Consider the following 15,666-nt stretch of genomic DNA (forward strand, 5'->3'; position numbering starts at 1 on the left):
TTAACAAGAACGGATTTCATTCGTTTTTGGGTATTTTAAATTCAACGTCATGAAAAAATTAATGCTGCTGATGCTCCTCAGCCTGGACGGCTATTGCATTGTAAAATACGACGAGGGCCGGCTGATGATCAACGGGGTGCAACTCCTGCAGGACCTGAAAGACCCCACCGCTTATTACTACCTTCCGCAGTTCCCCCGTATCGCCAGAAAAGACGATAACAGTTTCGAATTCCTGTGCATCAAATACGTGAGCAAGGCCAGTAATGAGAACAATGGAGGGATTTTTCATGCGCTCATCGAATTCAGTTTGCCCGACGACATGATCCAATCCATTGAAGCAGAACTTAAAAAGAAGGTACCGGGAGCCAGAATTGCGGGCCCGGTACCTATGCAGCAGGCGATGGTAGATGGAGAAGACGGAATGGCAAATATCAAAGTCGTTTCGGCGATCATGAACGAAGGGGAGAACAACCGTTTTTTGAAAGGAAAAGTACTGACCTCCACGTTCGCCCCGTTCCTGCCCAAATCCAGGGCTGCCATCGCAGTAAATCTCAATCAGGAAGGTGCGACATTGTTATGGGAGTCGTTCAAAGGCAATACCTCCGATGTATCTGTTTCATTGCAAGGATATTACGAGGCATATGTTCAGGGCTACAATGCTTCTGTTTCTGTGGAAGTATCGACATTGTATGCGCATTTTAGCAAGATCATGTCCAATCAGGAAGGATTTGACAAGTCGCAGATCCGAAAGATCGTGGATGATTTACAGCAAAGCCAGGTAATGAAGGTAGAAGTTTTTGACCGGTCGGAAGGATTGGGTATCAAGGCTGATAACATGCAAAAGATCCTTGATCTGGTGACCGAAAAGCTGACTACCCTGCTATTCGACAGCCAGAACGGATGGGCAGTACTACCGGAAAAAGAGAAGGCCGTTGAAAAAGGACAACTGGCTGGCAGACAACAGGCCGGCTGGCTCAACCGGCTTTTCCGTGGCGTTGAAAACAATGCTTACTATACCGATCATCAGTTTGTTTTGAAAGATATCAAAGACATCAGGACGCGCCAATTTTACCTGAACCTCAGCAAGGCTACCTCGATAAAAGTGCCAGTATTCGCATCCGGAAATCTGAGTGGGCTGTACACCGAGCTTACTACCCAAAGTCCTGAAAAATACTTTCGCACTGTTTTTCTCGACGATCCGGATTTTCAGAAACGGGAGGTAACATTTCAGCTCGACGGATCTTTTGCCGAGACTTTCTCCGACCTGCTCAACTTTGTTTCTGTCACATTCAGAAAAGAATACGCCTCCGGTGAAAATGATGTTTCCGAGGACATTGTGATTCGAAAATCGGATGTGGAAAAGGGCTCCGACCTGAAAATTGTCAAGTACCCCCGTCTTGGTTTGAAAGGTGAAAACTGGCTGGATTACCAGTACAAGATCGATTGGAGCCTCAAAGGAAATAACATTTCGATCAGGGAGCCTGCGGATAACAACGGCTGGATCAAGGCGAACGGGTCATCCGTGATCCTGGTACCGCCATTCAAAAAACGTGTGGTGGAACTGGAATTTGATAAAAATACGATGAAAGACAGAGGCTACATTTCAGCTAATATTCGCTTTTTCGTCGTGCTCAACAGGCAGCCCCAGACGCAGAAAAGTTTCGCGCTGAAACAGAGCGACGCAAGTGCTTCCCTCAAATTCTCCCTTTTTCACGACGCAAATGAAGCTATTGCCTATCAGATCACCTGGTACGGCAATGCCGGAAAAGTGGAGGAAGAGTTGAAAGAATTGGCAAGAGGAGAAAACTACCTCTACCTGCAGACCCCAGCCACCAGTCAATTACAGAAATAATGAAAACGCTCATCCTATCATGCATTCTCGTACTCACAGGCACATTCCACGTAGCCGCGCAGCAAATTTCCATTGATCGGGGAATCAAGGCGGGTAGCCTTTGGTGTTTCCCGCTGGCCTCCGATTCGCTGACTTACTACTACCTGCCTACGAGTACCAGCCTGGCCACGACGGAAAAAGGATTACCAGGATTTTCGTTTTTGAGGTATGTGACTTACCAGGAAAATACCTCTGGAAAATCCATTTCCGATGCCGGCGGCGGGGCGGTGCTGCACTTTTTGGTGACGTACAATACTACCGATGAGCAGGTTCGCAAGGCAGAAGGTATTTTACAGAAAAAAGCGGCTCCCAAGGCTACGATCAGAGGTCCGGTTATTTTTAAAAAAGCGCGGTACTCGCTGATTTCCTCGACATTGGACCGCGAACAGAGTCATGTGCTACGGACAGGAGAGGCCCCGGTCCTGGAAAACAGCAGCCTGGCATTTTCATTTGAGTTAACCCCCGTGGATTCAAAAATTCTGCTGGAAAGCTTCAAAACCGGGACTTCTGATGTATCGGTGATCTTTGATTTTACTTTTGAAGGACTGAGCGATTCCTACAATGCCAAGCTGGAAGTGGATTGGGCCAAAACCCAACTGGAAAACTCAGGCGGAGTGACGGCCAAAATTTACTACTTCGGTACCGACGTTCAGATCGAGATTGACAAGCTCCTGCGCAAGGAGGCGATCCGGCTCACGACCAGTGGGGAGAACCGGATCATGGAAGCATTGGTGGACAGGGTTTACAACAAAATGGTAGAGCTTCTGTACGAGCCGGTGAGGCCCGAAACGGAAACCAACAAGTCCGATGATGTCACAGATCAGATCCCGAAAATCATTGCCAATTCGCTCAAAGAAGTTCAGAAAGCAATCCCTTTTGCCTTGAATGCTTCTTACAAAAGGAAGTCAACGCGGACCGAGGGAAGCACCGTTTACGATTTCAAAGGACGGTCGACATTGGAGCGCCACCATTTCCTCACATTCAATATCGGCGACATTTACAGCAGGTATGGGACTGATCCGGCGGTTTTTCGTGATGTTCCTTTATCCGACGAAACATTTCAGCAACGGGAAGTCAGTATTAACATTGACGGGGCGGTTGAAAGGGATTTTAACAATATGGTCAACAATGTGGTGGTAACGCTCCGCAAAATCCATCAGGATAGCTCGGTTACCGTGAAAGAAATTTTGATCAATAAAGAATTCTTCAAAAAAAGCGCCAGCCCGTCCATGTCCTATCTCAACCAGGGCGACCACGACCGGATGCGGTGGCTGAACTACGAGTACCAGGTAACGTGGCAATTTCCGGGCGGTGGCCGGCTGGCTTCGGAATGGACAAAGGCAAACTCTCCGGTGGTCAATGTTTACCTGCCTTACAAAAGATGGAAGATGGATTTCACAGGAGACATGAAAAAGCTGGAAGAAATGGGCGTAGTAGCCATTTCGGTTCAGGCGAGCTATCCGTTTGCCGGGCTGCAAAAACCGGAACGCATCACGATTAAGCCTCCCGAAAACCCAGAAAGCAGGAACCTGGAAATCACAGTACCGAACGATCAGCAGGAAATCGATTACAGCATTACCTGGATCCGCAAAGACGGCAGCAAGGTTACCAGCGAAGGCAAAGACAAACATGGATTGGTATTCATTGATAATGTGCCTGTTAACTAAATTTTTTGACCTATGAAAATACAACTCATTGGCCTGTACCTGCTGATTGTGTCAGTGGCAGCCCCTCAGATAGCTCCGGCTCAGACATTGGATTACAACAACAAAGTTGAAATCGCCCTGAATGATGGATTGAATATCATTTTGTATGGCAAGGCCCCTGCGATGGGCAGTACCACATTGTCGGGTGAATATTATTACCTGCCTACCAACATTCGGTTGTCCAGGCGGGAAGATGGTGTACCTAAGTTTTTATTTATTAAATACACGACTGATGCCAAGGAAACAAATGGCGGCGTACAGGGCGCATTGATGCATTTTATGATGGAATGGGGCTTAACGGCACAGCAAGAATCGGAACTGCAATCCAAACTGGAACAAAAACTGCAAAGCTCATCGGGGGGCGTGAGACCGGTAGTTAAAGGTCCGGTGGAACTGGAATCGGGCGAGAATTCATTCAGCATTATTTCAGCCTCGCTATCGGACGAAAAGTCTGCCAAAATCATGCACACAGGACGTGCGCCAGCATTACCCGGTGCCATGCTCGCAGCGAGCGTCAAAATGGACAAGTATGCGGCGCAGCTAATGTCGACGACTTTGGAAAAAACACGTTCGATCTCGGATCTGAGTCTTAAGCTGGATTTGAAATACAAGCTCCTCACGCCTTCGGTACAGGGACGAATAACTTTTGACTGGTCAAAACTGGAACAAATGACCCGGTCCGTAAAAGACGAGATCGATGTGGAAAAGAAACGGGTAAGCGCTGGGTTCTTAGGATTGTGGTCTTCCAATCAGATCCAGAAAATCACCAGAACCCAGGTTGACAGTCTCAAAAAGCTGCTGCTGGAAACCAAGATAGTGAAGGTTGAAATTGAAAAATATCAGGAAAACAGCGCCATTGCGGATAAGTTGATCGAACATTTTACAGAAATGTTTATCAATTCCATTGCCGACAAAAGCACAGAAGCGCTTCCCGCAACTACCCCGGCCGAAAGCGCCGACGATCCCGTCAAAGATGCCGATATCCGGCATAGTTGGAGCATTAATAAGTCCAAACTGGAAAGTAAGATGGTCAAGAAGATCGAAACGTTCGACCTGGCACTCAGGACAACCATTTCGTACCCGGTTACCATTGTCGGCAACTTGTCGGACTGGTACAATGGCGTGCGGCATAACCAGGCTTGTGTTACGTCGGTCAACCTGGCTGATCCGTTTTTCCAGCATCGGGATATCCGATTTATCCTAGACCTGGAAGCTGAACAGATTTTTCAGCAGGAAGTGAATTATGTAACTGTGTACGTTCGCAAAACCCGCAGCTCGGGAGATCCATTCACGGAAGACATCACCATTGACAGGGATTATCTCAAAAAAACGGGCACGCAGGCCAGCGTTACCTATGCCCGGAATGGTGATAACGGCAATGATACGTACGAATACCGAATGCAATGGAGCTTGAAAGGGAACATCAGGTATCCCGAAAATCCGCCGTGGCTGCGTGGTGAATGGCAGGGCGTGACATTAGGCGCGCCGGTAACACCGCGTACCATTGAATTCGAAGGTGACCTGGAACAGCTCAAACTGATGCAGATCAGCCGGGCAGTCCTGCAGGTGCGCTACAAGAAATTTGGGCAGGAAACTGAATCGGAGATACCGCTCAGCGCGGCGGGCGGGCAGCCTATTGTTCAGAAAATGATCCTCGTCGACCGGGATACGCAGGGATATGCTTACCGGATGGTATTTACACACAAAACAGAAGGGAAACTGGCACTGGACTGGAGTGCAAAAATCAACGATGGTTATGTGTATGCAAGTATTCCGGAGCAATTCAACGACAAGACCTCGGCTATTTTTCAAAAGGCAGCCGAAGCCGGAAAGGTGATCGCTGCCGGTACGGGATCTGAAAAAGTGGTCCAGAAAGGCACGGAAGTGCTCGAAAAATTCAAGGATATCTACAAAGTCATCACTAAATAACTTTTTACAAGATCATGAAAACATTTATTAGGATTTTATACATCATTCCTCTGCTCACACTCTGGGCATGCGAGGAAAAACAAATCGTCGGGGACAGCGCCTGCCCCAATTGCCCGGTGGTTTCCAAGGTAGATCCACCTGTGGCGCAGGAAGGAAGCGAAGTAACGGTTACCGGCCAGCGATTTGGCAGCGATAAGAGCAAAGTAACCCTCGAAATCATTACAGAGCCACAAAAAACGATCATTACTTCGGCTGATATTCTGAGTGTTACCGATACGGAGATCAAATTCAAAGTACCTGCGGGGCGGCAGGGAATGGGCAAAATTGTGGTGAAAGTAGATGTCGGGACCGAAATTCTGGCCTCTGATGATATCGGTATCACCGATAAACCGGCAGACATCTTGTTTGCATTCAGCGGGAAAGGTCAGTTTACCATTGCTACCCTTTCCGGGCAGGCGGGCGACGAGGTGATCATTAAAGGAATCAATTTCGGGACGAAGAAGGAGGACATTGTGATCAAAATCGGGACGGTTAACATTCCCCAGGAGAACATTTTGAGTGTCAGCGATACTGAAATCAAGTTCAGGATCCCGAAAGGAGTGCCGGCTAAGGACAATGTAGTGGTACTGGTGAGCAACTTCGCCGTCGGCGGTGTACTGGAATTTACCTACGATGTTCCCAAAATTACTACCACTGCTTTGAAAGGTGCCAAGGATGAAAAAGTTATCATTCAGGGCACCAATTTCACGCCTTTGAAAACCGAGCTGAAACTATTCATTGGTTCCGTTGAAATTGCAGCAGCCAACATTGAATCTGCAACTGATACCGAGATCAAATTCAAGGTTCCGAGAGGTATCGGCTCAGGAAAGATAACGTTGAAAGTATCTGATTTTGAAGCAGTTGAAAAACCGGATTTCCAATATCTGACAACCTACACCGTGGGTACTTTCTCTTACACAACGGGAATAGCAGGCACGGATTACGGCTCCGTTAGGGATTTCAAAATCGATACTGCGTCCGGAAGCGATGTTATTTATCTGGGTTATCAGCAACTGCTGGAGAATACTTACATCATCAGAATCGAAAACAATCCCGGCAGCCCAGCAATACCGGTGGCCGTTCCATTTAATCTTCCGCAATTGCTTAGAACGAAAAACGCGGGGGGGCAATACATTTTTCCTGCCTTCCGCTGGCTCGTGCCACTCGGCGACAAGATTCTCTATCATTATATCACCTCTTTTGGCTCAGAAGAATACAGGATTACAGAAATAGCCAAAAGTCCGTCGACTCCATCACCCCGGTTCGTGGAGCGGTCGTCGAAAAATGGAATTGATTTTAGTAACGCTACGGCAGCCAACGCGAATCAACTCTATGCAACCGGATCTATAACATCAAGCGGGCCTGACAATGGTTCCAGTATTTATTCTCTCACCAGAAGTAATACCGCAGGCTCCCGGTTTGCTTATTCGTCCATCTACAACAGTACTACCTACTCGTTTGATGACATTGAGTTTTACAATGGGCAACTGTATCTGTGTGACGCCAAAAACTATAAAATCTATATATACCAACAAAGCAAAGGCAAACTCTGGACGTTTTCAACCATCTCAGGCGGAGGCACATCCACTGCCGACAATGCGCCGATAGCCAGCGCAGGGTATCGCGCCCCTACCGACCTCGCATTTGATATGGCCGGTGATATGTTTATTTGCGATTCGGAGAACAGTATAATCAGAAAAATCAGTAAGCTTTCTTCGGCTCAACCACTCGTTTCGACTATTGCCGGTGATCTGAATATGTCTGGAAAAGTGGATGGGATTGGTAAAAATGCACGGTTCAACAGACCTACATTTCTGAGTATCGGAAAAGGCGGCCGCATTTATGTGTACGACGCTGGCAATGGAGCGATCCGTGTGATTACGCCTGATTAAGCATTCATTTTTAAAAAATAAACTGGTCATATCATGAGAAAATTTCTCGTCGTACCGGCGGCCTGGAAAGGTTTGCTGTATATACTTCTTATGCTGAAATTCGCGTCATTTTCAGCTTTCGGACAGCTCGTTGAAACCAATAAGGTCGATACCAAGACCTCAGAGGTACAACCAGGGTCTAGTTTCCTGAGCACTGCGTCATTTGCTTTTGCGGGAACAGCACCATCGGCTAGTATCAAAACTTACAAACTCACCGCGTATATAGGGGAGAGTCCCTGGAATTTCTTTTTCTACAATACGGTGCCGCTTTACGTTTCGAACCGCGAGGATTCCACGCGCGCCTTTGCCAATGACCTGCTTAACCAGCTCGGCGGGTTGCTCAATGTTTCGTTGGCCAAAGTGGCCTATTTTGCAAATGGGGGCGATATCATGAACAAGGATATCAAGGGTGCGCAGCTCGATTTCAGATTTGGCTCGAAGGTAATGGACAAGCAGTACAAAAATGACAAACAGGCCATATCGTCGTACCTGATCCCTTCCTTGCAGGCCAGCCTGGATTTCAGGTACCTGATCCCACTTGTCAAATCGAAGGCCGCGGCCAAAGGTGCTGCGCTGCGGGACAACATTGCCGGGAATTTATCTTTCAGGGTTTTCGGGACTTTTCAGCAGATCCTCAATAGAAAGCAGTTTGAAGTAGCATTCAAAACACCGAGGGGCAATATCCCTCCTACCCAGATCATTACCGGAAATTTTGAGGCTAATTTGTTCATTTCCAATGAGATTTTCATCAGTGCAGGCTATGCCTATTCCAACCTGATACAGCCCGTGAACCTGAAAGTGAATAAGGACAGGACGTTTTTTTCGGTGAGTTTTTTGCCAAATCTTAATAAATAGAACAGCCATGAAAACCTTGATTTACATTGCCTGCATACTGCTATGCGGCCGGGCGACTGCGCAGCAAACCGCTCCTGCGAAGGCCGACGCCCAGTTTTTCATGGGCATACTGCTGGACAAGATCATTACCATTGGTAGCCTGAAAGCCTGTCCGGCCAAAGACAATCCGCTGCAATATTACTATCTGCCCAACAAGCTGCGTATTGCCACGGACGAAACGACGGGCCAGCCCAAATTCTCCTTTATCAAATATGTTACCAACAAACGGTCAGACGCGGAAAGCACTGAAATTAAGGAAGGCGATGGTGGTGGCTGGGTACATGTGCTGATGGGATTGTCGGTCAGCGATGCGGAAATTGCGACTGCGGCGTCTGATTTATCGGGGAAAGTACCTGGTGCAAAGCTGGTTGGCCCGGTGATTTACAGATCGGGAACGGTAAGCCTTGTTACAAAAAGTGCTGCTACCAACGACAAGATCAGGATACTGGGTACTGAAAAAGCACCAGTGCTGGATGGTGACTTCATTGCGGTAGGTTTCCCGCTGAATGCGACGGATGCTACCATTCTATGGGAAACCATGAAAGGTTCAAACCCGGACGTTTCATTGAATTTCAACATGACCATTGCGGGATTGAATTCTCCGATAGGTGCCAAAATGGAGGTAAACTGGGACATTGTCAACCAGCATCGCATCATGAACCTTGCCCTCGATATGCCGGTAGTGAAGGCCGAGATTAGTGATATGGTGACTGATTTGCGGCAAAATGGAACGATCAAGGTTACTACCGTTGGAAATAAACCGCTCGACGCTGCATTGATTTCAAAAATTGAAAATATGGTCGTCGACCTTTGCTTCTCCAAATCACTGGATTCAAGCCGGTTGGGACGCTCATCCAGTAACTATCTGATCAGCCCGGGCAAAGATGGCCAGTCGAGAAGAGATCGCGAACTGACCAGAGAGGATTCGGAGCGCGGCAAGGAAAGAACACGGTTGGGGGAGGATCTGACGACGGCGAAAACGGAACAAACAGCCGCCAAAGCAGCCGACAAGGCCGCTGATGAAAAGGATGATGCCGCACAAACGGCTGACATTAAACTGCAAAAAGACAAGCTGGACAAGGAGACTGAAGCTGCGACAAAAGCATTAGCGGCTGCCAAGGAAAAACATGCTGCCACAGTCACAAAACAGGCCGCAGCAAAAGACAGTACCGAAAAAATAGCCGCGAAAAAGGAGCTGGAAGAAGCTGTTGCGGCACTTGGCAAAGCGCAGAAAACAAAAGATGCTGCCGAAAAAACAGGTACTACTTTTCAGGAAAAAACACAGGCAGAATCTTTGACCAAAACAAAAAAAGAAGCTGACGGTACCAATAAAGACGTAGAAAAAGCTGCCAAAAAAATAGCGGGAATTGAAGAGGACCGAAAAGACCTCAGCGGCATTTCTCTGGCTGATTTTTCCGTGGAAGCTGTTTATCATCGCTCCAAAGTAAAACGTTCGGGAAGTTTTGTCCTGGATCTCAACCATTATGATCCGGTGACGATCGATGAGCCTTTTGGCGGCAATATTGGCAGGATCAATTGCCGTGGCTGTCTGCTGGAAGTCAATACTGCGAGTAGTTTGTACACGCAGCGCGAGCTAGTGACGTATCTGGATGGCGGCGCATTGGCTGATTTTGACAAATACATTAACTATGTGACCGTCAAAATGCGCAAGAAACACCAGGCCGGCGAACTGACATATGACGAGGTACGGATCGACAGAAAGAATTTCAATACCAAAGGGAATGCTTTTAAAATGATGTACGGCTGGGGCAATGGTGATAATGATCGCCGCACCTGGCTGGATTACGACTACCAGACTACCTGGAATTTTTTTGGCGGGTACACCATTCACCAGGATTGGAAACCTTCGAATGAGAATGTGATCGGTGTTTCTCCCCCGTTCAACCGGTCGGAAATCAGGCTGATGGCGGATAAAGAATTGCTGAAAGCGGCTTCGGTACGGGCTGTTTTTGTTAAAATTTATTACAAACTAGGCGATACAGAATATGTGAAAAGGGCCACGATCAGCCCGGCCAGCGACATTTTACAGCAACAGGTCGAGATCATTCATCCAAAAGAAGACCTCACTTATTCTTTTGAAACGGAATGGGTACTCAATGATAATACCAATATTAAATCCGGAAAAAGCACTTCCACTTCGGATGTATTGTTTGTGGACGTTTTACCAAAAACCAATTGATATGAAACCGAACCCTGCAATACTACTGATCCTGCTTGCGATCAGCTTCGCGGCAACAGGCCAGTATCAGAACCACAGCGGACTAAAAAACAGAAAGTTGCGACTGGCTAACATTGATAATCACCAGACATTTGACAATGTGCAGGGTGCGCTGCCTTCGGAAGATAAGCTGCCCGACTGGCCTCCCGGGGGTAAAAGCGCACGGTCGAAATCAGGTGTTGATTCAGTCATTGTGTTGGATGATGCACCTCTGCAACTGACGGTAATGGTCTATTTTTCGGGTGTTTCAAAGGCCAATATCCAGGTTGCTGTGTCGGCAGATAAGAGCCAGGCTAAGTCGTACATTCTTCCTCAAATGGTCACCGTGATGGAAGGGCAAAGTCCAGCTGAAATTACTTTGAAGGCCAATATTCCCGAAAATATGGAAGTTCAGTCCAATCTTTTATCCGTTGAACTGAAAGATCCCGCGCGCATTGCCCCGCAGAAAGATTACATTTTTTCACTTGGAAAACGTTGGACTAGTCAGATCAAAGGTGAGAACCTGGTGCAGGTCATTAATCTCGAACCGATCGGGTCAGCCGCGTCTTTGTGGCAACTCGGGGCGGCCGATCCGCTGCCTAACCCTTCCAAGGCGGCGGGTAGCACAACACCTTCGCTCGCTACCCGAGCGGGCGTGCCTGCACCTGGGCCGACAGGCGATAAAACCCCGCGTGGCCCTTCGCGGCAGCCCTTTTCTCTTTGGGACAATATTAAAACAGACATTGATTTTGAACTAAGTGATATCAATAACATCAGAACTGAAATATATCCTGACATTAATCCTGCCTCTGAAACTTTCTACATTTCGCCGGTTGCCTATAATCTGCGCTGGAATAAGGAGGAGGGCTATCAGAATTTCAAAGTGCTGTATGGCGCTAACAACCAAGTGACGTTTCATGCGGGGCTTGATGCGGGAATTACCAGCAAGCAACTGGAAACGACGAGGTACCTGATCCGCAAGCTGATGAAGTCTCAGAATGTGGAAATGCTATCGCCTAAAATTCAATTGTTTGGAGCGAATACGGCACCGGCGATGTCATTGAAAAGTGATTTTCAGGGTGTTTTTCAGATCGATCCTTCCAAGCTCGATGTGACGGCGCCCACAGATTTTACCAGTCCGCTGCAGGTATCCTGGTCTACCGACAACAAGACCCGGGATATGATCGTACTGGCTTTGCAAAACGGTGTCGGGTTGAATGGTACCCTCACTTTTGGAACAGATTCTATTATCAGAAAAATTCCTGTTTCCATTGCATTCAATGACAAACGCAATTACGGAAAGATCATTCTGGAAAAAGGAAACTGGCGGCAAAGTGGTTGGCAGAACCCTTTCCCCTACCCTGTCAGGATCCGGTACATGCATGCTTTGCTAGACAATGGCGTTCAGAATGATGGCAGTAACTACATTTATTCGTGGAACTGCAATGGGCCGGTTGCCCCGCCTTCGTCCCGCGTTAGTTTCAATGGCGTCAAGATCCCTCAATGGTTTGACAGCAGCAATAAAGTCATCCAGATCTGGCTTGAATATGATATTATGCCTTGTCCCACGTGTACCCAAGCATTATTACAATCCTTAACAACGGGATTATCAGGCAGTTTCGAAACCAGCATTGTATTTCAGTCCATGGACCTGGTGAGCAGCCTGGATGCGAAACTGGTACAAGTCAGGGTTAAATCGACCCAGGCCGATCCGGCCCACAACAGGGAGGCCGAAATTTCAGCGAACATTAGCAAAGACGGGGAGGATATCAAGCTCGGACCGCTTTACCCCGGCCAGGACAAGCGCCTTTCGTACCAGTATAAAATCATTGTGGTGAGCAATCAGGCACAGGTAGAAACCAGCTGGATCAGTGAAACAAGCCCGCAGGTTTACCTCAACAAAGCGAATCTTGAAAAAATAATAGGCAGACCACTCAAATAGTACGTCATGCGCACGAGATTTTTAATGATGCTGCTCATCCTGGAACTTGCCGGTGTATGCTGCAGGGCTCAGGTCAATTGGGACAATGGCCTGTTCAATAACGGATTACGCCTATACCCTGATGTGAAAGACAAGCAGGTTTATTATTACCCGCCCGCCGGTATGACATTGGTGAAAGACCGGGACGGCGATCCTGATTTCCGCATGGTGATGATGCGCTACACCGGAAGAAAGCTTAGCCAGGACAGACAAAAGAAGGTTTTTAGGAATATATGTCAATTAAAAGTTGCTATACAAATGCCTTCGAAAGAAAAGCTGGCTGCGATCCAATCGGAACTGGGGTGGGTGACATTGAAACAAATGCCTTTGAACCGCATTGAATCTTTCCTCATCTACACCCCGGCAGTTCCCGCTGAACAAGGTTTTATCATCAATGGAAATACAGAGGAAGCTTCGAACAATTCAGGCGACGAGCGCACATTCACTATTCAGGTTTCCAATGCAGATGCGCAGATCCTGGAAAAGGCATTTGAGAAACAGCAAGCCTTAATCAGCGTAGGCTATGCATTTTTTGCCGAAGGGATTTCCTCTGAAAATGCCTCAATCAAAGTTGATTCTGGCAAAATCAGGACTCCTTTATTTGCTGATTTTATTCAGGATTTCCGCGACAGCTTGAATTTGAAACCTATTAAAAAAGTAGTATTGGCCGGTGCCGGTTCGATAGGTATTACGCTCCCTGCAGATTTTCAGAAATTTCTCAGCAAGGTAGATGTGAATGAGCAGCTCCCGCCGGAATACGCTATGATCGATGTCCGTTGTTATGATTTTAATAATGAGCTAAGGGATGATTTGTATGCCAAACAGATCGAAATAGAAGCCTTGTCCATTGAGAATAAACCGATTACGGCACAGGGCACATTTTACCGTCGATCACCAGACATTTACGTCAAAAACGTACGATTTGAATACGCAGTGCGCATTGACGCTCCGCTGCGATACAGGATCACAGACATTTCCGACTCAGGAAAACCATTTGTAAAAGGCTGGATCGAGTGCAAAGAATGGGGTCCGATCGATATCAGTGAAAAGTAGCAATTCCAATCTGCAAAGCGTCTGGTACTGTCCGAATGGGCTGAGTACCAGACGCTTTTCCAATAACTAATTTAATATTTTTTTATACTTTTTTACGAACCCTTAAAAGTTCGGCTTTGGGGCGTGCCATACCTTTGTCAACATCAAAATCAAACAAAATTTTTCAAATCAATCAGTCACACTTTAACTAAGGACAATGAAAACTCAATTCTTGAAATCATTAAGCTGCGGTCTCATTTTTAGCGCAGTCTTATTCTCAACCGCCTGCAAGGAAAACGAAATTCTTACTCCGGAAGCTGCCGAAAAACAAGATGATGACCGGTCTGCCAAATTGGGCATACCTACTAAATTTGACCAGGTAGCGTTCGCACAACGCATTGAAGATTATTTGGACCCGAAGGTGGCAGGCTTCGGCTACTCCATTTTTAACGACGGAAAGGAATATTTCAACACAAACGGTGGAGACGGTGTCGCCAGGAAGCATATCGAATCCAGCTTTCAAGCTCACGGTGCGATCGTGAAGCAGGAAACGTTGAAGACTACCCAGTATGTCACTGCATTGGCGGTTCTGCGTATCATTAAAAAGTATAATTTGTCATTGTCGACCAAAGTGTGGCCATATCTGCCAAAAACCTGGAAACCGAGCGACAAGTTTAAAACGCTTGACTTCGAAAGGTTACTTGCTCATAGAACCGGGCTTCTCAACTACAATGATTTGACTAAGCTCAAACTGACTGTGGAGGGTCCCGTAAACGATCCGATATTCAATGCCAAAACGCGTGAGAATAATGATATTAACTATTTGTTGCTCGGGATTATAACTCCTTATGTGGAAGCCGTCGAGCTCAAAAAGCAGGGTAGCAACGCAAAATTGAATGAATTGGATGCAGTGGCTGAGAACTTTACAGCATGGGGAGCTCATTACAGGGACATTGTGAGAACGGATGTCTTTGTGCCGGCCGGACTCGATAATGCTTCAATAATCGACTGGCAAACCTGGGATAATACCGGACCGATCAGTTCAAGTCTTGGTACAAAAGGCTATCCTGCAAAGACTGGGAATGAGCCTGGAAAAGCCAAAGCAATCAATCGGTTCAACTGTGGTGTGACAGGCCTTTATCTCAGCGCTTCGCAATTTGCCAAGCTACAATCAGCAGTGGCACAATTCAAGGTGATTAGTCTAGCGGACCTGGAATTAATGAAGTCCAAACTGCTCGGATTTGATGGGAAATTAACTGGGACCAAAGGAAGTTACTTCTACAAGTCAAGCATTGGCGACAATAACGAGACCATTATTTTTGACTTCGGCAAGATACAAGTAGCGGTCTTCGCAAATTCTCCTGAAAGCGATCTCTCCGACCCTACTGTGATTGCAATGATGTTTGAGAACTCGTTCATTCCGCTTTAAAATCAACAGCTAAAATGAGAAGCCATGGCGCCGTCGGTGTTATGGCTTTTTGCTTTTTTCCCTCATTCTTTTCACGATCCGCACCGCTGTCATGATCACGACAGCAAACGCGATCAGTCCGAGCACGCCGAAAAGCCAGTCGACCGTATTTTTCAATACTACGAGAAATACAATGGAGAACAGAAATATGGTTGCTACCTCATTAAAAAGCCGTAATTGAAAGGATGTAAATCTGAATTTTTCGTTTTTAAGTTCAACGAGGATTTTATGTGTAAAAGAGTGATACGCGATAAGTCCAACAACAAAGAGCAGCTTCAACCGCATCCAGTCCTGATCCAGCCAGGCGGGTGTAATGTACAGCATAGCCCCACCGCATAGTAACGCAAGCCAACTCGCAGGCGTCATGATCGCATTCCAGAGCAGTTTTTCCATTTTGGTAAACTGTGCAATAAGGATTTCTCTTTCGGGGCTGGGCTTGTCTTTGGCTTCGGTATGGTACACAAACAGGCGCGGCATATAGAAAAGTCCTGCAAACCAGCTGACGACAAAAATGATGTGGAGCGCTTTAAAATGGAGATACGTCATAACAGAGAATTGGTCACTTTGCTGATCAGAT

Annotated in this window: 10 protein-coding genes; 9 read left to right on the forward strand and 1 reads right to left on the reverse strand. The window is 46.9% G+C overall.

Features of this window, described 5'->3' with window-relative positions; translation table 11 throughout:
* Nucleotides 1-49 precede the first annotated feature (49 nt).
* From ABIO93_RS28005 to ABIO93_RS28045, 9 genes are all read left to right on the forward strand, one after another.
* Nucleotides 50-1,852 carry a hypothetical protein gene (locus ABIO93_RS28005; protein WP_348073323.1) on the forward strand — a complete coding sequence of 601 codons (1,803 nt, stop codon included), beginning with the start codon at nucleotides 50-52 and terminating at the stop codon, nucleotides 1,850-1,852.
* Nucleotides 1,852-3,558 carry a hypothetical protein gene (locus ABIO93_RS28010; protein WP_348073324.1) on the forward strand — a complete coding sequence of 569 codons (1,707 nt, stop codon included), beginning with the start codon at nucleotides 1,852-1,854 and terminating at the stop codon, nucleotides 3,556-3,558. Before ABIO93_RS28005 ends, ABIO93_RS28010 begins: the two co-directional genes overlap by 1 nt.
* Nucleotides 3,559-3,570: 12 nt before the next feature.
* Nucleotides 3,571-5,526 (forward strand): hypothetical protein, encoded by a 1,956-nt coding sequence (locus ABIO93_RS28015; protein WP_348073325.1) that lies wholly within the window; start codon nucleotides 3,571-3,573, stop codon nucleotides 5,524-5,526.
* 14 nt (nucleotides 5,527-5,540) lie between these two features.
* Entirely contained in the window at nucleotides 5,541-7,457 is a 1,917-nt protein-coding gene (locus ABIO93_RS28020; protein WP_348073326.1) for an IPT/TIG domain-containing protein, read from the forward strand.
* A gap of 33 nt (nucleotides 7,458-7,490) precedes the next feature.
* Nucleotides 7,491-8,351 carry a hypothetical protein gene (locus ABIO93_RS28025; protein WP_348073327.1) on the forward strand — a complete coding sequence of 287 codons (861 nt, stop codon included), beginning with the start codon at nucleotides 7,491-7,493 and terminating at the stop codon, nucleotides 8,349-8,351.
* Between the two features lie 7 nt (nucleotides 8,352-8,358).
* The gene (locus ABIO93_RS28030; protein ID WP_348073328.1) at nucleotides 8,359-10,590 is read left to right on the forward strand and encodes a hypothetical protein; all 2,232 of its coding nucleotides are present in this window, start codon (nucleotides 8,359-8,361) and stop codon (nucleotides 10,588-10,590) included.
* Nucleotide 10,591: 1 nt separating this feature from the next.
* A complete protein-coding gene (locus ABIO93_RS28035) occupies nucleotides 10,592-12,550 on the forward strand; it encodes a hypothetical protein (RefSeq protein ID WP_348073329.1) in 1,959 nt (652 codons plus the stop codon).
* Nucleotides 12,551-12,556: 6 nt separating this feature from the next.
* Nucleotides 12,557-13,642 carry a hypothetical protein gene (locus ABIO93_RS28040; protein WP_348073330.1) on the forward strand — a complete coding sequence of 362 codons (1,086 nt, stop codon included), beginning with the start codon at nucleotides 12,557-12,559 and terminating at the stop codon, nucleotides 13,640-13,642.
* A 196-nt stretch (nucleotides 13,643-13,838) separates the two neighbouring features.
* On the forward strand, nucleotides 13,839-15,050 hold the full coding sequence (locus tag ABIO93_RS28045; protein ID WP_348073331.1) for a hypothetical protein: 1,212 nt from the start codon (nucleotides 13,839-13,841) through the stop codon (nucleotides 15,048-15,050).
* A gap of 39 nt (nucleotides 15,051-15,089) precedes the next feature.
* On the opposite strand, the gene ABIO93_RS28050 is transcribed toward ABIO93_RS28045, so the two are convergent.
* Nucleotides 15,090-15,635 (reverse strand): CopD family protein, encoded by a 546-nt coding sequence (locus ABIO93_RS28050; protein ID WP_348073332.1) that lies wholly within the window; start codon nucleotides 15,633-15,635, stop codon nucleotides 15,090-15,092.
* Between the last annotated feature and the right edge of the window lie 31 nt (nucleotides 15,636-15,666).

It is taken from the genome of Dyadobacter sp. (genome assembly GCF_039919315.1).
Taxonomy (GTDB): Bacteria; Bacteroidota; Bacteroidia; order Cytophagales; family Spirosomataceae; genus Dyadobacter.